Raw genomic sequence first — 23,328 nt, forward strand, 5'->3', positions numbered from 1 at the left:
AAAATGCATGAACGTTTATTAAGCAATAACATGCTCGCCAGGATACTGGGTTTTTCTGGCCTACCTATTCTGCTGCTCGGCAGCATTTCCATGGATGCAGTTGCCGGTAATGCAGCATGGGCAGATTACGGCAACCGGCATCGTTCAGCTCTGGCAGCGGACATTGAAGTTACCGGAAAAGTAACCGGCCCGGACGGTGAGGCGCTGCCTGGCGCCAATGTGCTCATCAAGTCCACAACAAGAGGCACCAGCGCCGATCAGGATGGAAATTTCCGGCTCAGCGTCCCGGATGCGAATGCCGTTCTGGTGTTTTCGCTCGTGGGTTACGCGCCCAAGGAAGTGGTTGTAGGAACGCAGCAGATCATTAACGTGACTTTGGCGGTCGACAATAAGACGCTCGAAGAAGTAGTTGTCGTGGGTTATGGCGTTCAGCGCAAGCGGGACGTGACGGGCTCGGTGGTTTCAGTGAGCGAAAGCACATTGAAAGAAGTGCCTGCGCCCAACCTCGTAAGCCAGTTGAAGGGCCGTGCGGCGGGAGTCTCGATTATTAGCAACGGAAGCACACCAGGCTCTCAGGGCCAGATCCGGATCCGCGGAAACCGTACATTAACCACCAGCTCAGGTTCCAGCGATGGCTTGGATGGTCCGCTGGTGGTGGTGGACGGGATCCCGTTCGGTGGCTTGAATGACATTAACCCGGATGATATTCTAAGTCTGGAAGTTTTGAAAGATGCGTCAGCAACAGCGATTTATGGCTCGCGCGGAGCGGGTGGCGTAATCCTGGTAACAACCAAAAGAGGAAAAGTCGGCAAGCCTGTTTTCAGCTACGACGGTTACCACGGACAAACGCAGGTGATGGGCAAATTCAATGTCATGAATGGACAGGAATATGCACAATTCAAAGCCGATGCAGCCAAATATAACCGCACAGCGCCGGGCACATCGGGTTATTTGCTGACCCAGAAAGAGCAGGAAGCACTTGACAATGGTGTTTCAACAGACTGGCAGGATTTGATTTACAAACCCGGCTTCATGACCAACCATCAGCTGGGTGTGCAGGGCGGCGTTGAAAACACGCAGTATTCACTCGGATTGGGTTACTTCAACGAAACCGGGATCATTCCGAACCAGAGTTTCCAGCGTTTGAACATTCGCGCAACCATTGACCAGAAGATTGGCAAAAACGTCAAAATAGGTCTGAATACATTAAATACGCTGACTTACACCAACACGCCGGGCGGCGGGGGCGTGCCGGGCGGGCTGGTGCGACTGACTCCATTGGCATCGCCCTACAATGCAGACGGAACCGTAAATAATTTTCCGGCCGAAGGTTCTATTGATGCTGCTATCGTGAGTCCGCTGACCATTATGTCCAAAAAGGAATCGGCCCTGGGCCGCACGCGATCATTGCGGACATTCAACAGCCTTTATGCGGAAGTTAATATTTTACCAGGATTGAAATACCGTTTCAATGCAGGTCTGAATTTCAGTCAGTCCAACCTGAATAATTACAACGGCCCGCTGACCTATTTCAACACGGCCACGACGCAAGCCGGATCCACCGCCGAGATCAGCAACACCGAATATTGGGACGTGAACTTGCAGCATTTGCTTTATTTTGATAAAACAGTTGCAGACAAGCATAAGCTGGGTTTCACTGCGCTTTACGAATACACCAAAAACCACTCGCTGGGAAGCCGCTTTACGGTAACCGGTGTGCCTGCCGATTATATCAAAACGTCCAACTTCTCGCTCGCTGCGGGCCAGCCGGTCGCGCCGTCGGATTTTGGAAACTCGTTTTCAGAGACTGGGTTGCTGTCTTACATGGGAAGGCTTAATTATAGCTATGCAGACAAATATTTGCTGACATTGACGCTGCGCCGCGATGGTTCGTCCACCTTATCTCCGGCAAATCAATATTTCAATTATCCCGCGATCGGTTTAGGCTGGAATGTGGTGGAAGAAGGTTTTATGAAATCGGCTCCGTTCATTTCCAATCTTAAACTACGCGGCGGCTGGGGGATTTCCGGCAACCGGAATGTAGGCGCATACTCGACGTTAGGTGCATTATCCGCGGGTTATTACAACTTTGGATTGGGTACGGCTGGTCAGCAGCTTGCTTACACTGTGACAAGTTTGCCTTCTAGCGACCTGAGCTGGCAGTCGACCTCGCAGCTGGACATTGGTGTTGATTTTGGTTTGTTCAACAACCGCATTACGGGTTCTGTGGACTGGTATCACCAGAAAACCAAAGACATTCTCCTCTCCGTACCGCTGCCGCCAAGCAATGGTGCAGGCTCAACATTGAAAAATTTGGGTAAAACAGAAGGCAAAGGATTGGAAGTGGCTGCCACTTTTGAAATTGTCAGAAAACCAAAAGGGTTCAATTGGAGCATTGACGCAACTTATTTCTTTAACCGGGAAAAAATCACGCAGCTGACCACGCCCGACGAAAAGTCCAATCTGGGTGCGGGATGGTTTGTAGGACAGCCGCTTTCCGTGATTTTTGATTATAAAAAATTAGGAATATGGCAGACCGCAGACGCAGAAAACGGCACATTAGCGCAGCAAACATCACCTGTTCAGTTCGCCGGACAGATCAGGGTGGAAGATTTAAACGGCGATAACAAGATCGACGCCAATGACCGCCAGATCCTGGGTAATTTCCAGCCTAAATGGGAGGGTGGATTAACCAGCCGTTTCAGCTTCAAAAACTTTGATGCATCGGTGGTAACCTATGCGAGAATGGGCATGAAAGTGCTTGTCCCTTACTTAACGGGTAACTCCACAGGTTCAGGCGGTTTCGCATTCTTTAACCAAAGCCGTGTAAATCAGGTAAAAACCGATTACTGGACCGAAACTAACCCCACGAACGCATTCCCGGCTCCCGACGCAAGCGGTGCTGTGGCCAACTTCGGCTCAACATTAGGCTACTATGACGGCTCATTCATCAAATGCCGCAGCATCAACCTCGGTTACACATTTGAGAGCAATGTTATCAAGAAAATCGGCGCGACTTCGGCGAGAATTTACGTCAACCTCACCAACCCGTTCATCATTTACGCACCGTTGGTGAAAGACGACCTGGCGATTGATCCCGAAGGAAACAGCTATGCAACAGGCCAGTCAACGCTGAACCCGCAAGGCGCCAGCGACCGTGGCGCACCGGAACGCCAGATCTCGGTCAACCTGAATTCTCCACCGGTAAGACAATTCACTGTGGGCGTAAACCTTAAATTCTAATCCGACTATGAAATCCATAAAAAACATAATAACAGCAGCCTTAATCGCCTCATTGAGTACGGGTTGCGAAAAGGTGCTCGAAGAACATCCGCAATCTCAGATCGTTCCTACCTATTTCAACAGCCCGGCGGGTGTGCTGGGCGGCATCGCCGGGGTTTACAATGACATCCGCGGTCAGTGGGGAACCGAAGGTTTCACGGTCGAAATGCAGGCCGGGACCGACGAATTCATCCAGGGAGTGAATGGGGGCGGCGGTCCTGCTTACACTTACAATGGTCTCAACAGCAGCAACTTCGGCTCTGCCTGGGGCGTTGCTTTTCAGGATATTAATACATTGAATGGCGTATTGCAATACGGCGCGACCATTGATCTGCCGGAAGCTACGCGCAAGCAATATCTGGCGCAGGCGAAGTTTTTGCGGGCATTCTGGTATTTCTATCTCGTACAGACCTGGGGCGATGTTCCCTTGCATACCGAGTTTATCACCGTGCCTTCGCAAGCCGCATCACGCCAGCCGGCAGCGGACGTGTATGCGCTCATCATCCAGGATTTGACAGAAGCAGCCGCCGACTTGCCTAACCAGCCAACGGCACCTTTCCTGGGCAAAGCCGCCACCAAGCCCGTAGCGCAACTCTTGCTCGCAAAAGCATATCTGACACGCGGCTGGCTGAACAACACGGCTTCCGATTTTACACAAGCCGCAGCGATCTGCGACGACATTATTGCCAAAAAAGCGGACTACGGGCTGGATCTCTGGCAGGATTACGGCGATGCATTCGTGCCTGCCAATGATTATGGCAAAGAAACGATGTTCGTCAGTGACCACGTACTGGACCCGAAATACGGCTATTACCAGGTCGGCGGACAGGCTGGGGGTGGAGCAGCGCAAAATTTGAGCCCATGGTTTACTAACTGGAATTACCCGAATAACAGCGGCATCAATTCGATTAAAAATGCAGCAGGCGCTTTTGTAAATAATGGCACTTCTGGCATGATCCGGGATTCCTATTATGGCCGTCCGTATGTTCGGATGCGTCCGAATTCTGATAAAATCGCCAACGGGCCTCGTGCAGGTAAGAACTATTTTCTGGATCAGGCATTTACCAACCGCAAGGTGGATTCACGTTATGCCAATTCCTTTTACACGGTTTATATTTCAAATACTGCGGTGAAAAATGAGGCAAATACTGCCAATAACCTCCGCGGGATTTCCTATACGACGGTTCCCGGCGTGGACACGGCCGTTTGGCTGCCCGATTATGAAGTGCCGGGCGCGCCGCAGTTTGTGGGAACGAGGCCATTCAAGGGCATTGTGGTGCCGCCAAGTCTTTGGAACAACGGTATTTTCCCTGCTTTGAAAAAATTCATGGATCCAAGCCGTGGCGCCAATTTTAATGATCCTTCCACACGCCCGGCTGTTCTGTACCGCTTTTCAGATGTGTATATGACGGGCGCCGAGGCCTATTTCAAGGCAGGTAACAACGCCAAAGCAGCCGCATTGATCAATGTGGTAAGACAGCGCGCCGCATTCCGCAAAGCAAATACAACGGCCGAAAATGCCGCCGCCGCAACCGCTATGACGATCACCGCAGCACAGGTTACGCTGGACTTTATTCTTGACGAACGCAGCCGTGAGTTTTTCGGCGAATGGCAGCGCTGGCATGATCTGGTGCGGACCCGCTCGCTCGTGCGCAGGGTGCAGGAGTGGAACCAGGAAGCAGCACAATATGTGAAAGATTTCAATATGCTGCGCCCCATTCCGCAGTCGCAGATTGACCGGGTCGTAGAAGGTCCGAAGTTTCCGCAAAATTCCGGATATTGATAAAAAAAATTCAATGATGATAAATCGTAATGCATTAGCAGTAATATCTGCGTCGTTGCTGGCCTTCGGTGGCCTCGGAATTCAAACCACTTTCGGGCAGGGAACCAGCATTAAACCGCTGGTCACCGACCTCTACACCGCCGATCCGTCGGCCCACGTTTTCAACGGGAAGATCTACATTTATCCATCCCACGACATTGAGGCCGATGTGCCGCAGGACGATGAGGGCGGGCACTTTCAAATGCGCGATTACCACGTTTATTCCATGGATAAGATCGGTGGTAAAGTAACCGACCACGGTGTGGCGCTGGATGTAAAAGATGTCCCCTGGGCCGGTAAGCAGATGTGGGCGCCTGACGCTGCATTCAAAAATGGCACCTATTACCTTTATTTTCCTGTCAAAGACAAGGAAGGCGTCTTCCGCATGGGTGTGGCCACCAGTAAATCACCAACTGGTCCGTTCAAGGCTGAGCCTCAGCCGATAAAAGAAAGTTACAGCATCGATCCGGCCGTTTTTACAGACACGGACGGTAAAAGTTACATGTATCTGGGAGGGATCTGGGGCGGTCAGTTGCAGCGCTGGCATACAGGCACTTATAACAAGAGCTTGATGACGGACCTGGGCAAAGGCCATGAAAATGAGCCCGCACTAAGCGCCAAGGTAGCAGCCATGAGCAATGATATGCTATCCTTCGCCGAGCCTTTGAAAGACGTTCAGATCCTGGATGAAAACGGGAAGCCGATCTTAGCGTCTGACACCAAACGCCGCTTTTTTGAAGGCGCCTGGATGCATAAATTCAATGGTAAATATTATTTCTCCTATTCTACCGGCGATACACATTTGCTATGCTATGCCGAGGGCGACTCTCCTTATGGCCCATTCAAATACAAAGGTGTGATTATGAATCCCGTAGAAGGCTGGACGACACATCATTCCATTGTTGAAGTCGAAGGCAAATGGTATATTTTCTATCACGATGCGGCGCTTTCAGGCAAAACGCATTTGCGCAATGTGAAGGTCAGGGAATTGCTAAGGGATGCCAGCGGGAACATTACAACCATCAATCCTTAACAAAGTAGGTGAACATTCCCTTTGGCTTATTAAATAAAAAAACATCCTATGCATATCGAGAGGCGTGATTTCATATCAACATTGACACTGGCCGGCGCGGCCACATTATTCACAGGAAATTCCCTTCTGGCCTCCACAAATCCCAAAAAGGATAAACTGGGCATTGCGCTGGTCGGCCTTGGCTATTACAGCACGGACTTGCTTGCGCCCGCGCTGCAGATGACGGAGAAATGTTACCTGGCCGGCATCGTTACAGGCACCCCATCCAAAGCCGAAACCTGGAAAGCCAAGTACAACATTCCCGACAAAAACATTTACAACTACAAAAACTTCGACGATATCGCCAACAACCCGGATATCGACGTCGTGTATGTGGTTTTGCCGCCATCCATGCACAGGGAATTTGTGGTGCGTGCTGCCAAGGCGGGTAAGCATGTATTTTGTGAAAAACCAATGGCACCGTCCGTCGCAGATTGCGAAGCCATGATCCAGGCTTGCAAAGCCAATAAAGTAAAGCTCGCCATCGGTTATCGCTGCCAGCACGATCCGAACATCCAGGCCATTATGAAGATTGCCAAAGATCCTAAATTCGGGAAAGTGAAAATGGTGAGCAGTGCAGCGGGTTATTTTGATGCGCGGACCGATCATTGGAAACAAAAGAAAGCATTAGGCGGCGGCGTAATGGGCGATATGGGTGTATATGCATTGCAAGGCGCCAGGCTCGCCACGGGAGAGGAGCCCATCAGTGTTTTCGCCCAGGCTTCCACAACCCGTCCCGACATTTATAAAGAAGTGGAAGAAACGATGATGTTCATGCTCGATTTCCCAAGCGGCGCCAAAGCATCCTGCCAGACAAGTTTTGGCATAAATATGAATTATCTGCAAGTGAATTATGAAAAAGGCTGGGCCAAGCTGGAACCGCAGTCGGGTTATAATGGCAATAAAGGCAGCTTGTCGGATGGGACAATCATCAATTTTCCTATCAAGAGTCAGCAGGCCAAACAAATGGATGAAGACTGCACTGCCCTGATGACCAATGCGGACCTTATCGCACCCGGCGAAGAAGGGCTGCGGGACATTCGTGTGGTAGAAGCGATCTATAAATCTGCTGCGAGCGGCAAAATGGTGAAAATCTGATGCGTTATTTTTTGAAGGAAGTATTTTGTCTTTCGTTAATGGCAATAACGTTGACGGGTTATGCACAAACGCCCCGCGTGCAAAAGCTTTGGTATAAACAGCCTTCGGGCAAAACATGGGAAAATGCATTGCCTGTCGGAAACGGCAGGCAGGGCGCTATGGTGTATGGCAATGTGGTGAATGAAACGATTCAGCTCAATGAACATACATTATGGTCGGGCGGACCAAACCGGAATGATAATCCCGAGGCGCTGGCTGCATTGCCGGAAATCCGCAAGCTGATTTTTGAAAATAAACAAAAAGAAGCAGAGAAGCTGGCCAACAAAGCCATCATAACTAAAAAATCACACGGACAAATGTTTCAGCCGCTGGGTGACTTGCGGCTGACATTTCCGGGTCATGATAATTTTACCAATTATTACAGAGAGCTCGACATTGAACGCGCCGTGGCCAAAACCACTTACCAGGTCGATGGCGTCAACTATACCCGTGAAGTCCTGGCTTCATTCCCCGACCGCGTGATCGTCATCCGCCTCACCGCCGACAAGCCGGGTAAGCTGGCATTCAATGCTTCCTATGCCTCTTTACACAAAACGAAATCCATTAAAACAAACACCGCAAAAGACCTTACCATTGCCGGCACGACGCAGGATCACGAGGGCGTGAAAGGTCAGGTACGTTTCAAAGGGATTACCAGGATCAAAACCGAAGGCGGCAATGTGACCGCGAATGACACTGCACTCAATGTCGCCGGCGCTAATGCAGCGACCATTTACATTTCCATCGCGACCAATTTTAAGAACTACAATGACATCAGCGGCGACGAAAACGCGCTGGCTGCCGCTTACCTTGATAAAGCTGCATCCAAATCGTTCGCGAGCATGCTAAACCCGCACATTGCAGCTTATCAAAAATATTTCAAGCGCGTTAAATTCGATCTTGGCACAACAGAACTGGGTAACTTGCCGACGGATGAAAGACTGAAAAACTTCCGTAATGTCAATGATCCCGAACTGGTTACGCTTTACTATCAATATGGTCGTTACCTGTTGATTTCCAGCTCGCAACCGGGCGGTCAGCCTGCCAATTTGCAGGGGATTTGGAACAATAAAATGATGCCGCCATGGGATAGCAAATACACCATTAACATCAATGCGCAGATGAATTACTGGCCGGCTGAGCGTACCAACCTGAGCGAGCTGCATGAGCCATTTTTGAAAATGGTTGAAGAACTTTCGCAAACCGGAAAAGAAACGGCGAGCACCATGTACGGCGCAAGAGGCTGGATGGCGCATCACAATACGGATATCTGGCGCGCAACCGGCGCTATCGACGGTGCCTTCTGGGGCATGTGGATTGCAGGCGGCGGCTGGACGAGCCAGCATTTGTGGCAGCATTATCTGTATCAGGGCGACAAGGCGTATCTCGCCAAAATTTACCCGATCCTGAAAGGCGCAGCTACATTCTATGCCGACTTTTTGATTGAACACCCCAAATACAAATGGCTCGTCGTAAACCCCGGGAGCTCGCCCGAAAATGCCCCGGCCGCGCACGAAGGCTCCTCGCTGGATGCCGGAACGACAATGGATAACCAGATCGCATTCGACGTTTTCAGCAGCACGATTCGTGCGGCCGAAATCCTGAAAAAAGACGCCGCATTCACCGATTCGCTTAGGCAAATGCGCAAGCGCCTACCGCCCATGCACGTAGGCCAGCACGGACAATTGCAGGAATGGCTCGACGATGTGGATGATCCCAACGATCATCATCGCCACGTTTCCCACCTGTACGGCCTGTTCCCATCCGACCAGATTTCAGCTTATCGCACACCCGAACTATTCTCCGCAGCACGCACCACTTTACTGCACCGCGGCGACGTTTCGACGGGTTGGAGCATGGGCTGGAAAGTGAACTGGTGGGCTCGTTTACAGGATGGTAACCACGCATTTACATTAATTAAAAGCCAGCTTTCACCATTAGGCACGTCCAAAGAAGGGGGAGGCACTTATAACAACCTCTTCGACGCCCACCCGCCATTCCAGATCGACGGCAACTTTGGCTGCACCTCGGGAATCACCGAAATGCTCATGCAAAGCGCAGACGGCTCGGTGCATTTACTTCCTGCATTACCCGACGTTTGGCAAGCCGGAAACATTGGCGGATTACTCGCGCAGGGCGGTTTTGAAGTGGTGAATATGGAATGGAAAGCAGGTAAGCTCACGAAAGTGGAGGTGAAATCGAAGCTCGGGGGAAACCTCCGGTTGCGGACGCCAAACACATTGAAAATGGCCAGCGGCAAGTCGCTAAGCGAAGCTTCGGGACAGAATGCCAATGCTTTTTACCAGGTTGAGCCGGTTGCCAGCGCCGTTTTGTCTCCTAAGGCTAATCTGTCCGCGCCGACGATCAAGGAAACATTCCTTTACGACATTCCTACACAGGCTGGGAAGTCTTATGTCTTTGTCGCTCAATAAGTTATTAGTATCAATGATTAAGGTCAAATTATAATGATCAAACGATTTATTTCCGCCGCTTGTGTTGCGTGGCTTTGCATGGGACAGCTTGTGTCGGCCCAAACGACATTGGTTAACCCTATCCTGACCGGTTTCTATCCCGATCCGAGCGTCGTGCAGGTTGGGGCGGATTACTATTTGGTGAACTCTACATTCTCCTACTTCCCCGGCATCCCGGTTTTTCACAGCAAGGATTTGAAAAACTGGAAGCAGATCGGCAATGTCATCGACCGGTCTTCACAAATGGATTTCATGGGTGAGAAGCTGACCAGAGGACTTTTTGCACCCGCGATCAGCCATCACAACGGCACATTTTACGTGACCTGCACGGACATTGACCATGACGGAAATTTTGTAGTTACGGCAAAAAATCCGGCTGGCCCGTGGAGTAACCCGATCCGCATTCCACAAGCCCGCGGCATCGATCCTTCCTTGTTTTTTGATGATGATAACAAAGCCTATATCATTTACAACAGCGACGCGCCGGACCGTAAACCCTTGTATTCCGGCCACAGAACGATCCGGATCTATGAGCTGGATCCTGCCACAATGAAGGTTGTGGGCGAGGAAAAACAGCTTGTGAATGGTGGTGTGGATCTAAGCAAAAAACCGGTCTGGATTGAAGCACCGCATATCATGAAGCGTAATGGCTGGTATTATCTGTACGCAGCCGAAGGCGGCACGTCGGTGAACCATACGGAAGTTGTTTTCCGCAGCAAATCGGTGTGGGGGCCATTTGTGCCTTATGAAAATAACCCGATATTAACCCAAAAGGGATTACCCGAAGACCGCAAAGATCCGATCACGTCAGCCGGTCACGCGCAGTTTGTAGACGGCCCGGATGGAAAAACCTACGCCATTTTCCTGGCCGTGCGCCCTTATGAAGGCAATTATTACAACACCGGCCGCGAAACATTCATCGCGCCAGTGGAATGGAAAAACGACTGGCCGGTGATTAACCCTCCAACAAAAAATGTGGATTACGAATACAAAGTCAATTATAAGGAAGTAAAACAAAAAGACGCGCTTCCGCAGGCTGGAAACTTCGCTTACACTTTAACATTTGAAAGCAAACTTGATCCCGCGCTGCTTTTCATGCGGACCATCGACAGCAGCTCCTTCGCTTTATCGAAGCAGAAAGGATTGACGATGAAGCTGAAACCCGAAACCATCATGGAACTGGGCAACCCTTCGTTTATCGGAAAACGCCAGCAGCATTTGTTCTGCACAACCGAAGTAGAACTCGATTTTTCTCCCAAATCAGAAAAAGAAAAAGCTGGCCTGAGCATTTTCCAGGATGAAGCACATTTCTATTTTTTGAGTAAATCAATAAAAGAAGGAAAGCCCATGGTGCAGCTTTTCAAAAGTGCTGCAACGGGAAAAGAAATGGAGTTAATGTCCGAAATACCCGTTCCGGATTCTTCCAGGCCGGTTAAGCTGCGCATTGTAGCAGAAGGCGACACTTACAGCTTCTATTTTTCCAAAGGCACTTCCTGGGAATTGCTCAAAGACAAAGTCGACGCCAAATTCCTGAGCACCGAAGTGGCCGGCGGCTTTATTGGCTGTTTGTTCGGCATGTACGCAACCTCTTCGGGCGAGCCTACAACCAACTCCGCTTCATTCAAATACTTGAAATACAGCGGCAATGATCCTATTTTCAAAACAATTAAATAACTAGTGAATATGTCCACGTTTAAGAAGCTATTGACCGTTACAGCGCTGCTGATAGGCGGTTTTGTTCATGCGCAATCCAATTTTACCAGCAAATCCATCGGCGTAGGCGTCGTGGTAGCGGATATGCAGCGCTCCCTTGATTTTTATGTTAAAGGAATTGGCATGGTCAAAACCGGCAATTTTACAATTAATGCCGAATTCGGGAAAAGGGGCGGATTGACAGGCGGTGAAGCCGTTGAAGTCAACATTCTGAAACTCGAAAATGGCCCCGAAGGCACGGATTGGAAGCTGATGAGCTTTGGCAAAAAGGCCAGTCATCCCAAACCTAAATTCATCCAGGACGATACAGGTCCGCAGTACATTACCATTCAGGTCAAATCTTTAACGCCCATTATCGACAGGCTGAAAGCGCAAAATGTGACTTTCCTCGGCAGCACGCCCACCCCCCTGACCAAAGAATCGCACTTCGTCCTGGTCCAGGATCCGGATGGAACATTTGTGGAGCTGATCGGCCCTATGTAATCGAAATCATCACTAAACCAATATCTTTCAACAACCCATGAAACGATTTTTACCCATTATAATGTGCCTCGCACTGCTGGCTCCCGTGAGTCAGGCGCAGGAGATTTTAAAAGAAATGCCCAAAGGGTACGATACGGCGCAGACTGGTGTGGCGGCTGGAAAGATCGATACGGTTCAGTATGATTCCAAAACGGTGGGGAACAAGCGTAAAATGCTGGTTTACACCCCTCCGGGTTTTAGCAAAAAGAAAAAGTATCCTGTTTTATATCTGCTGCATGGCATTGGCGGCGATGAGAAGGAATGGCTGAAAGGCGGCAATCCGCAGCTGATCCTGGATAATCTGTATGCCGAAAAGAAAATTGAGCCCATGATCGTCGTTATGCCGAATGGCCGTGCGATGAAGGACGACCGCGCTACGGGCAACATTATGGCGCCCGATAAGGTGGCTGCATTTGCTACATTCGAACAGGATCTGCTCAAAGATCTGATCCCTTTTGTTGAAAGTAAATATCCGGTTTTGAAGGACCGCGAGCACCGTGCAATTGCGGGGCTCTCGATGGGCGGCGGGCAGTCTCTGAACTTTGGTTTGGGAAATCTCGATCAGTTTGCGTGGGTAGGAGGGTTTTCTTCCGCGCCGAATACGAAAGCGCCTGCCGAGCTGATGCCCAATCCGGAAGAGGCCAAAAAAAAGCTGAAACTGCTTTTCCTCTCCTGCGGCGATGAGGACCGGCTGATCACATTCAGCAAGCGGACGCATGATTATCTGTTTGAAAACAATGTTCCCCACGTTTTTTACATTGAGCCGGGCGTACATGATTTCAAGGTTTGGAAAAATGGTTTATACATGTTTTCGCAGTTTTTGTTCAAACCGGTCAATGTTCCTTCTTTGACCAAATACACCATTCTGGGATCGCCCGCGGCAACAAACATCCGGAATGCAAAATACCCGCAAATCCTGCCGGACAACCGGGTTGTGTTCCGCACCAAAGCGCCTGATGCGCAAAAAGTCCAGGTGGATCTGGGTAAAAAGTATGATATGGTCAAGGATACCGCCGGGGTCTGGTCGGTAACGACGGATTCTATTGGTGAAGGCTTTCATTATTACTCGCTAATGATCGACGGCGTTGCAGTGGCTGACCCTGCCAGCGAGACGTTTTATGGAATGGGCCGCATGGCGAGCGGCATCGAAATTCCGTTCCGCAACGGAGGTTACTATGCCATGCGCGACGTGCCGCACGGCGATATCCGCGTCAAAAAATACTTATCCAAAGCCAGCAACTCCTGGCGCGAAATGTATGTTTACACGCCTCCCGGCTATGACCAGTCTACCGAAAAATATCCTGTGCTCTATCTGCTCCACGGCGGCGGTGAGGACCAGCGCGGATGGGCCACGCAAGGGAAAACCAATCTGATTCTTGATAACCTCATTGCAGAAGGAAAAGCCAAACCTATGATCGTGGTCATGATGGATGGAAACCTTGGCAGTCCGATGGGGCCGGGCAGCATGGCCACAGCCGGTGACGGTTTTCTCAAACTATTTGAAAATGAGCTGAAACAAGGAGCCGTTCCGTTCGTCGAAAGCACATTCCGGGTGCAGGCTGACGCCGCACACCGCGCATTGGCAGGCTTGTCCATGGGTGGCATACAGACATTATACGCAGGTGTCAAAAACACAGATATGTTTTCATCCCTGGGCGTTTTCAGTTCCGGATGGTTTGCCAACAACGACGCATTATCCGGCCCGCATTATGCATTTGCCAAAGACAATGCAAAGACGATCAACAGCAACCTGAAAAACTTCTGGATCTCCATGGGCGGCGAAGCGGATATTGCCTACAAAAACTGCAAGATCATGCTGGGTAAGTACGACGAGCTGGGCATTAAATATCAATACAGCGAATATCCCGGCGGGCATACGTGGCCGGTGTGGCGTCATGATCTGCATGGGTTTTCGCAGGTTTTGTTTAAATAATCACTCATCAACATTAACATTGTTATGGTAACTCGATCACTATTAAGCACTTGGGTCAAGACAGTTGCGGTTTCGGCTGCGTTGTTGTCGTCTACCAATCTTCTGGCGCAAAAATCGCTTAAAGAAGCATATAAGGATTATTTCCCCATCGGCGTCGCCGTTTCACCCAGAAGCGTGGCCGGGCCGGAAGTGGAATTGATCAAGCAGCAGTTCAGCAGCATAACGCCTGAAAATGCAATGAAAATGGGGCCGATCCATCCTGAAAAAAATGTATACAACTGGAAGGATGCCGATGCCATTGTTGCATTCGGGGAAGCCAATGGCATTAAGGTGCGCGGTCACACGCTTTGCTGGCATAACCAGACGCCCAAGTGGTTCTTCACCGATTCACTCGGTGCGCAGGTTTCGCGGGAAGAATTGCTGGCACGTCTGAAACAGCACATTACCGATGTAATGACGCATTACAAAGGCAAGATTTACGCCTGGGACGTTGTTAATGAGGCTGTTCCCGACACGGGCAAAGGCATTTACAGGGAATCCAAATTTTACCAGATCATAGGCGAAGATTACATTGAAAAAGCATTCGAATACGCCCACGCCGTGGACCCGGATGCAAAGCTTTTTTACAATGATTATAACACGGAGAGCGCGGTTAAAAGAAATAAGATCTTTCAATTGGTCACAAAATTAAAAGAGAAAAATGTCCCGATTCATGGCGTAGGATTGCAGGCACATTGGTCAATTTATGAACCGACACAGGCCGAGCTGGAAGAGTCGATCATGCAGTTTGCCAGCTTAGGTCTGGCCGTTCAGATTACGGAGCTGGATGTTTCGGTTTACCCCAAAGAACATGAACGAAGACAAAAAAAGGAGGGCGAAGGAAGCACATTTACGCCGGAAATGAAGCAAAAGCAGGCAGCACATTACAAAATGATTTTTGACACATTCAGAAAGCACAAAGGAGCGATAACTGGCGTCACATTCTGGAATGTTTCGGATAAAACAACCTGGCTGGATAACTTTCCGGTTCCGGGCCGTAAGGACTATCCGTTGCTTTTTGATCAGAATTTTAAACCCAAGAAGGCATTTGACGGAGTTGTGAATTTTTAAAAGCTATTTCTCAATATATCCAATGCGCTTTACCCGGTTTTTACTTTTCCTGATCTTTCTTTCAACAAACTCGGTTGCCCAAGTCCGCCTGCCTAAGCTGATCTCGGACAATATGGTGTTGCAGCGCGACCAGCCGATTACGGTTTGGGGCTGGGCAAAGCCTAAGGAAAAGGTGACGGTAACGTTCAAAAACAAGAAGCAAAGCACATTGACCGGTGAGGATGGTAAATGGAAAATCCAGCTGCCGGCACAACCGGCGGGAACTGGTTCTGAAATGGTCATAAAAGGCAAAAGCCAGCTTACGATCAGGAATATAGCCTTCGGAGATGTGTGGCTTTGCAACGGACAGAGCAATATGGTGATCAACATGGAGCGTGTGAAAGAACGCTATCCTGACGATATTGCCACCGCCAGTTACCCCGACATCCGCAATTTTTTCATTCCCACATTAACCGATCTGAAAGGCCCGCAGCAGGATTTTCCAAACGCCGAATGGAAGGCAGCCAATCCCAAAGATGTGTTAGGTTTTGGTGCTGTATCTTACTTTTTTGCCAGAGACCTTTACGACCAGTACAAAGTGCCCATCGGCATCATTAACAGCTCGGTAGGCGGCACGCCCATTGAAGCCTGGATCAGTGAAGGTGGTTACAAGGATTTTGCTGACATTCAAAAGGTTATCAATGAAAATAAAGACACTGCCTACGTCCAGGAAAGGAAGCAGAGCACGCTAGCTAACGCGCCGAAGCCAAGTAAATCAACAGATCCGGGACTGACCGAACATTGGGAAATCGATTCCTATCAGCCCAAAGGCTGGCGGAACTTCAACATTCCTGGTTACTGGGAAGATCAGGGGCTGAAAGACTTAAATGGAGTGGTATGGTTCCGCAGGGAATTTGATTTGCCCGAAAGCTGGATCGGCAAGCCCGTGAAGCTGTATATGGGCCGCATTGTGGATGCGGACGAGATGTTTGTCAATGGAAAAAGCATAGGTCGCGTAACCTACCAATATCCGCCGAGGCGTTATGAAATTCCTGCCGGTTTGTTGAAAGCAGGCAAAAATACATTTGTGATTCGTGTTACCAATACCGCTGGAAAAGGCGGTTTTGTGCCGGACAAGCCTTACTTCATGACAGCCAGTGATCAGGAAATTGACTTGAAAGGAACGTGGCAATATAAAGTAGGGCAGGTTTTTGAGCCGGCAAAAAGGTCAGATGACAGCCCAGCTCCCTTTATTGCGCAAAACCAACCTGCTGCCCTGTACAATGCGATGATCGCGCCCGTGCTGCCGATGAAATTGAAAGGTTTTTTATGGTATCAGGGCGAGACCAATGTGCATGATCCCGAGCCTTACAATGTGCTTTTGCCCGCATTGATTAATGATCGCCGCAAGCTTTGGAATGATGATAATTTGCCTTTTTTAGTGGTGCAGTTGCCTAATTTTCAGGACATTGACTTCTTGCCTGCCGAAAGTAACATGGCGCTGCTAAGGGAAGCGCAGAACCGCGCATTAACATTAAAAAACACGGCTGTCGCGGTAACATTGGACCTGGGAGAGTGGAACGATATTCACCCGTTGAGTAAAAAGGAAATTGGCCAGAGACTGGCGCTATCTGCCAAAAACCTCGCTTATGGCGACAAAAACGTAGTTCACAGCGGCCCGACACTGAAATCGCAAAGCATAGCAGCCGACAAGATTGTTCTCACATTTGACAATGTCGCTGATGGGATTAAGTCAATTGATGAGCAAACATTGCGCTGGTTTGCTATGGCTGGCGATGACAAGAAATTCGTTTGGGCTAATGCAAAGATTCTGGGAAAAGATCAGATTGAGCTGAGCAGCGAAATGGTTAAAACGCCCAAAGACATCCGCTATGCCTGGCAGGATAATCCTGAGGGAATCAATTTTTATAACTCAGCCAACCTTCCCGCTTCGCCATTCCGCACGGACGGTGAACAGCCGGATGAAAGCAAGCCGTGGAAAGGGAAAAAATGTGCAGTCGTATTGACTTATGATGATGCCTTGAATGTCCATCTGGACAATGTTATTCCGGCCCTTGATTCGCTGAGCTTAAAAGGATCATTTTATTTAACCGCTTCCTCGGACGCCGCCCGAAACCGCATCAAAGACTGGCGCGCCGTGGCAACCTCCGGGCACGAACTTGGCAACCATACGCTTTATCACCCCTGCGATGCAACCGGACCGGGCATGAGCTGGGTGAAGCCGGAATATGATCTCAGCAAGTATAGCATGGGCCGCATCCAGGATGAGGTCCGGATGTGCAATGCATTTTTGAAATCAATTGACGGGCTTGATAAACGCACATTCGCCTTCACCTGCGGACATAAAAAGGTGGCAGAGGGCGAATTTATACAAACGCTTTCCAGCGAATTTATAGCCGCCAGAGCGGTCAGACATGAAATGCACACATTTGAGGAACAAAAACTGATGGACATTGACTGCTATTCGATGGTGGAACAATCGGGCAAGGATATGATCGAGCTGGTAAAGCAGGCGCAGCAGAGCGGAAAGTTGCTCGTTTTTCTGTTTCACGGCGTGGGCGGGGAGCATGCTTTGAATGTGTCAAACCAGGCGCACAGTGAGTTGCTGCATTATCTGAAAGAGAATGAAAAAGAAATTTACGTGGATACAATGCGCAATGTCGCAGAGCATATTCAAAGTTTGAAAAAATAATTATGTAAAACACCAATCATGACCAAGAGCCCTTTCTTAATGCTTTTTAGCTGCCTGTTGATTGGCTTCAAACTGCTTGCAGCTGATCCGTCGGGCGCCGAAGCGTCGGGCGCCGAAGCGTCGGACGCCGAACCGTTAGCTTCTGACGGGAATGACGGTTATCGGTTATGGCTTAACTATGAGCCGGTCAGGAATGCTTCGGTGAAATCGGAATATCTGAAATATGCAGCATTCATTGGTAGGCCCGCGAGCGGTGAAATCATGCAGAGTGCATCTCAGGAGCTGCAATTGGGATTGGGTAAACTTTTGGGTAAATCTGTAAACATCACAAACTCATTTGCCGGAAAGTCGGGTGGAATAGTTTTCAAAATAGAAACGAGCGCTGATACTGCACAGCCGGTTGAAGGTTATCGGATCCAGTTGTCGGGCGGCAACATGATCATTAGTTCAAAATCGGAGCAGGGGATTTTGTATGGAACATTTGCCCTGCTGCGCCATATGCAAATGCAGTTGCCGGTCAAGGGATTAAACCTTGCCAGCAGCCCCAGAGTGCGTTACCGGATGCTGAACCATTGGGATAATCCGGATGGCACGATTGAGCGCGGCTATGCGGGACAATCGCTCTGGAAATGGTATGAGCTGCCCGAGCGCGTGGACCCGCGTTATGCGGATTATGCGCGTGCCAATGCTTCTTTGGGCATTAATGGAACTGTACTTAACAATGTGAATGCAAGCGCTCGGTTCATGTCACAGGAATACATTGTGAAGGTGGCGGCGGTGGCGAATGTGATGCGGAAATATGGGATCAAAACTTACTTGTCCGTATATTTTGCTGCGCCCAAAACATTAGGTGGACTTAAAACATCTGATCCGCTCGACCCGCAGGTGCGCGCGTGGTGGAAAGAGAAGGTTGCCCAGATTTACAAGGAAATTCCTGATTTCGGCGGGTTTTTGGTTAAAGCCAATTCAGAAGGAGAACCGGGCCCGCAGGATTACGGCCGCATCCACGCCGACGGGGCCAACATGCTGGCCGAAGCATTCAAGCCTTATGACGGCATTGTGATCTGGCGTGCGTTTGTTTACAAAGCCGATCCCAATGCGGATCGCTTCAAAGCGGCGCACGAGGAATTTGTGCCTTTGGATGGAAAATTTGATCCCAAAGTAATTGTTCAGGTCAAGAACGGTCCTATTGATTTCCAGCCCCGCGAACCATTCTCGCCGCTGTTCGGCAATATGCCCAAAACGCCGCTGGGCATCGAATTTCAAATCACGCAGGAATATCTGGGCTTTGCAACCCACGCAGTTTATGAAGCGCCCATTTTTGAAGAATGTCTGGATTCGGACACTTATGTAAACGGAGCCGGATCTACGGTTGCCAAGATTGTTGATGGCAGCCTGCACGGTTATGAGCGCACACTTATTGCTGGCGTGGCCAATACAGGCAACAGCCGCAACTGGACGGGTCATCCGCTGGCGCAGGCCAACTGGTATGCATTCGGAAGACTAAGCTGGGACCATCAGTTAACCTCAGAACAGATCGCCAGAGAATGGATTGCCTTGACCTTGACCCAAAATCCAAAAGCAAGCGGGCACATTACCGCATTAATGCTTCGTTCCCGCGAAATTTACGTCGATTACAACACGCCGCTCGGCCTCTCCCGTCCCTGGATGGGCGTCCATTTCGCCCCCGAACCCTGGCAAAACAAGGGCTCGCGCCCGGATTGGACCGCCGTTTACTATCATCGTGCTGACTCAATCGGGCTGGGTTTCGACCGGACAGCTTCCGGAAGCAACGCATTGGCCCAGTACCGGCCGGAAGTTCAGAAACAATGGAACAATCCTGACCAAACACCACTTCCTTACCTGCTCTGGTTCCATCACGTTCGCTGGGATAAAAAACTGAGCACTGGCAGGACATTGTGGGAGGAACTTTGCACCCGTTTTTATACTGGCGCGGACTCTGTTGTATGGATGCAGCAGCAATGGGACCTAGCCAAACCGAGCCTTGATCCACAAATTTATACGGATGTTGCAGAACGGTTGAAGGTGCAGCGCAGGGAAGCGATCTGGTGGCGTGATGCGTGGGTTCTGTATTTACAAACATTTACGAAGCAACCTGTTCCCGCAGGTTTTGAACCACCAAAACAGACATTGGAGGAGGTAAAGAAGTCGGTTAATGTGTACTTAATGAGATAAATCCCCGGCTGTTCAAAGAATCGCAAAAAATCATAAAAAATTCACATTTTTATTAAGTGTAGCCTTGACAAATATCTAAAAGATTATATATTTGTATATAGGATTGATTTGATTAAAAATTGGACTTAATCTGCGTTCCAAGTTGCGTTTAGCTGTCTTTTTTTGATTCCCATCCGGGAATATTTTGTGCTGTTCAACAAGTGTCATCTTAACATTTAAGTCGGATCTATGAAAAATCGATTACAAATTTTTACCCGCCTCTGGGGTACATGGTTAAGCGGGGCTGTGATATTACTGGCGCTGTCTATGCAGGTCAGTTATGCCGCCCGGTTCGCAGACAAGCAGGTTGCAGGCAAGGTCACGGCCGATAATGGAGAAGCGTTGCCGGGTGTGAATGTTACCTTGAAAGGCAGTAGCGTAGGAACCACTACGGATACGAAAGGAGAGTTCTCACTAAGTGTTCCTTCGGAAACCAGTGTGTTGGTATTCAGCTTTATAGGGTATGCCAAACAGGAGGTCGAAGTGGGCAACAAGACCAGGATCGAAATCCGGCTGGCCGCTGAGAACCAGGCTTTGGAAGAAATGGTGGTAATCGGCTATGGTTCGCAAAAGAAATCATCCCTTACCGGAGCCGTATCTTCGGTTTCTCCCAAAGAGCTGACAGCACTGCCGGTGGTTAGTGCGGAACAAGCTTTGCAGGGAAGAGTGCCAGGCGTCCGGGTAGTGAATAACGGTAGTCCGGGCCAAACTCCGGTTGTACGTATAAGGGGTATCGGTAGTATTAACTATGCTTCTGGGCCGCTTTATGTGATTGACGGAATTCCTGCCGGGGACCTGAACAACCTGGATCCGAAGGACATTGAATCATTGGAGGTTTTGAAAGATGCAAGCTCAGCCGCCATTTACGGCTCACGCGCTTCAAATGGTGTGATCATTATCACAACCAAAAAAGGATCGAAAGACGGTAAGCTGCATGTGAACCTGGATACTTATTATGGCACGCAGTCGGCCTGGAAAAAGCTGGATGTGCTGAATACAGACCAATATAAGCAATATGCAACGGCCTTGCTTGGTAACGCCGGGATCGCCTTGCCGGGCAGGCTGAATGATCTGAACCAGCCCATTTATCCGGGAGCCACGCAAACTTTTGCCCAAACAAATACCAACTGGCAGGACGTGATGTTCCGCAGCGCGCCCATCCAGCAGCACCAGATTTCAGTTTCAGGAGGCAATGCTGTTTCCCGTTTCTTTACATCGGCTGGCTATTTTGACCAGGAAGGGATTTTGATTGGCACAAATTACAAACGTGCCAATGTGCGTCTCAACTCGGATCACCAGGTCGCCAAATTTTTGAGCATTGGACAGACTTTGACCGTATCATTTGACAAATCACGCGGCGAGCAGGGATTTGGGGGAGGGCGTACTGCTGTGATGCAGATGATCCGTAACCTGCCATACTGGCCTGTTACCGACCCAACAAAACCAGGTGGTTACAGTTCGCCAACCGCTGCCGATGGAAGTGACCCGGATAACCCGGTCCGCATTGCATTAATGGATGTGACGCGTAACCAGCGTTTGAAGTTGCTGGGATCTTTGTTTGCTGAGGTTAAGCTGGCCAGTTTTCTAAAATACCGTTTCAGCTTTGGTGCAGATATCGTTTCCGCGAACACCGTCAATCAGTTCCCGATTTATAATGATGGTTTCAAATCGCGTACACAATATGAGATCCAGGATAACCGCACCAATTTCTTCTCACCCGTGCTGACAAACCAGCTGACATTTGAAAAGAATTTTGGCAAACATTTACTTAATGTAACAGCGATTGTTGACAAGCAAACCTTCCGGGCCAGCACCCTGAACGGATCCGGTTACCGGCCAAACAATGACATCGACGAGCTGCAAGGCGCCTCCAATCCAAATGCTACAAGCACGCTGGACGAAAGCTCGCTGATCTCTTATGTAGGACGTTTGAATTATGAATATGCCGGAAAATATCTGCTTAGCGGGTCTATCCGCCGTGACGGTTCTTCGCGCTTTGCGCCAGGGAACAAATGGGGAACATTCCCGTCTCTTTCGCTGGGATGGCGGATCAGTGAGGAGGAGTTTTTGAAATCACTCCCGGAAATCTCCGAGTTGAAAATCCGCGCCAGCTACGGACAAACGGGTTTTAACGGCATCGGAAGCTATGCATGGCAAGCACTTGTATCGGCCGATAACAGCAATTATGTTTTTGGCGGCAACAAAGTGCTGGGTTCGTATTTCAGCTCACTGGCCAATACGCAGCTGAAATGGGAAAGCACAACCATGACCAACCTCGGTATTGACCTGGCCCTGTTCAATAACAGCGTCACATTCACTGCGGAAACCTATAACCGCAAAACAGATGGATTGTTGCTGCAAGTCCCGATCCCCAACTCGGTGGGTTACTCAACCTCGCCGCTGTCGAACATTGGAAGCATGAAAAACTGGGGTTATGAATTCCAGTTGGGTTACAGCAAAAATGACGGCGATTTCAAATGGAATGCTTCGGCGAATTTGGATATCACCAGAAACAAGGTGTTGAGCCTTGCAACCCAAAGCGCAACACTTTTCTCAGGATCTAATGCTGATTTTGGAGGCGGTGACATTACAAAAACGGAAGCCGGCCACCCCATTCAATCATTCTTCGGCTATGAAGTGGATGGTATTTTCCAAAATCAGGCTGAGATCAATGCGGCCAATGCATTGGATGGCGATGACAAAACCAAGTATCTGGACGCGGCAGCACCGGGCGATATCCGTTTCAAAGACCGTGACGGCGATGGCCGCATCACGCCTTCCGACCGGACCTACCTGGGCAGCTTCATTCCGAAGTTCAGCTACGGAGCCAATCTGGGAGGAAATTTCAAAAACTTCGATTTTACATTGTATCTGCAAGGAGTGCAGGGAAATAAAATTTACAATGGAACAAAGGTTATCGAGCAGGGCATGTTGCGTTTGTTCAATGCCGGAACTGATGTGCTGAATGCCTGGACACCAACCAACACGAACACCGATGTGCCACGCGCAGTAAGCGGCGATCCCAACAACAACAGCCGCACCAGCGACCGTTTTGTAGAAAGCGGATCTTATATGCGGATCAAAAACCTGAGCATAGGTTACACCATTCCGACGAAGATCCTGTCAGCATTGACGAAAGAAACGATTACCAAAGCGCGTTTCTATGTTTCGGCAACCAACTTGCTGACTTTCACCAAATATTCCGGGCTGGATCCTGAAATCGGTGTGAACGGTTCTTCCACGGATACAGCAACGCAGCTCATCAACGGCATCGATTACGGTATGTATCCACAGCCAAGAACCTTGCAGGTAGGATTGAGCGTAGGGTTTTGATATAAT

General features: G+C 49.5%; 12 protein-coding genes. All 12 read left to right on the plus strand.

Features of this window, described 5'->3' with window-relative positions; all coding sequences use genetic code 11:
• The first annotated feature begins 3 nt into the window (after positions 1-3).
• The 12 genes from NFI80_RS02270 to NFI80_RS02325 all read left to right on the plus strand — a co-directional run bounded on the left by NFI80_RS02270 (position 4) and on the right by NFI80_RS02325 (position 23,322).
• A complete protein-coding gene (locus tag NFI80_RS02270; protein ID WP_235165063.1) occupies positions 4-3,243 on the plus strand; it encodes a SusC/RagA family TonB-linked outer membrane protein in 3,240 nt (1,079 codons plus the stop codon).
• Positions 3,244-3,250: 7 nt separating this feature from the next.
• The gene (locus NFI80_RS02275; protein ID WP_235165062.1) at positions 3,251-5,065 is read left to right on the plus strand and encodes a RagB/SusD family nutrient uptake outer membrane protein; all 1,815 of its coding nucleotides are present in this window, start codon (positions 3,251-3,253) and stop codon (positions 5,063-5,065) included.
• Between the two features lie 13 nt (positions 5,066-5,078).
• Positions 5,079-6,137: a glycoside hydrolase family 43 protein gene (locus NFI80_RS02280; RefSeq protein ID WP_374759675.1), complete on the plus strand. Its 1,059-nt coding sequence runs from the start codon at positions 5,079-5,081 to the stop codon at positions 6,135-6,137.
• A 48-nt stretch (positions 6,138-6,185) separates the two neighbouring features.
• A complete protein-coding gene (locus NFI80_RS02285; protein ID WP_233796434.1) occupies positions 6,186-7,274 on the plus strand; it encodes a Gfo/Idh/MocA family protein in 1,089 nt (362 codons plus the stop codon).
• Positions 7,275-7,312: 38 nt separating this feature from the next.
• Positions 7,313-9,745: a glycoside hydrolase family 95 protein gene (locus NFI80_RS02290; RefSeq protein ID WP_235165061.1), complete on the plus strand. Its 2,433-nt coding sequence runs from the start codon at positions 7,313-7,315 to the stop codon at positions 9,743-9,745.
• Between the two features lie 33 nt (positions 9,746-9,778).
• Positions 9,779-11,458, plus strand: coding sequence for a glycoside hydrolase family 43 protein (locus NFI80_RS02295; RefSeq protein ID WP_235165060.1), 1,680 nt, complete (start codon positions 9,779-9,781; stop codon positions 11,456-11,458).
• A gap of 9 nt (positions 11,459-11,467) precedes the next feature.
• Positions 11,468-11,980 (plus strand): VOC family protein, encoded by a 513-nt coding sequence (locus NFI80_RS02300; protein WP_235165059.1) that lies wholly within the window; start codon positions 11,468-11,470, stop codon positions 11,978-11,980.
• Positions 11,981-12,017: 37 nt separating this feature from the next.
• On the plus strand, positions 12,018-13,952 hold the full coding sequence (locus tag NFI80_RS02305; RefSeq protein ID WP_235165058.1) for an alpha/beta hydrolase-fold protein: 1,935 nt from the start codon (positions 12,018-12,020) through the stop codon (positions 13,950-13,952).
• 24 nt (positions 13,953-13,976) lie between these two features.
• Positions 13,977-15,062, plus strand: a complete 1,086-nt coding sequence (locus tag NFI80_RS02310) for an endo-1,4-beta-xylanase (protein ID WP_235165057.1) — start codon at positions 13,977-13,979, stop codon at positions 15,060-15,062.
• 22 nt (positions 15,063-15,084) lie between these two features.
• On the plus strand, positions 15,085-17,754 hold the full coding sequence (locus NFI80_RS02315) for a sialate O-acetylesterase (RefSeq protein ID WP_235165056.1): 2,670 nt from the start codon (positions 15,085-15,087) through the stop codon (positions 17,752-17,754).
• An 18-nt stretch (positions 17,755-17,772) separates the two neighbouring features.
• Positions 17,773-19,950: an alpha-glucuronidase family glycosyl hydrolase gene (locus tag NFI80_RS02320; protein ID WP_235165055.1), complete on the plus strand. Its 2,178-nt coding sequence runs from the start codon at positions 17,773-17,775 to the stop codon at positions 19,948-19,950.
• A 228-nt stretch (positions 19,951-20,178) separates the two neighbouring features.
• A complete protein-coding gene (locus tag NFI80_RS02325) occupies positions 20,179-23,322 on the plus strand; it encodes a SusC/RagA family TonB-linked outer membrane protein (RefSeq protein WP_235165054.1) in 3,144 nt (1,047 codons plus the stop codon).
• Positions 23,323-23,328: the final 6 nt, after the last annotated feature.

The organism is Dyadobacter chenhuakuii (genome assembly GCF_023821985.2).
Taxonomy (GTDB): Bacteria; Bacteroidota; Bacteroidia; order Cytophagales; family Spirosomataceae; genus Dyadobacter; species Dyadobacter chenhuakuii.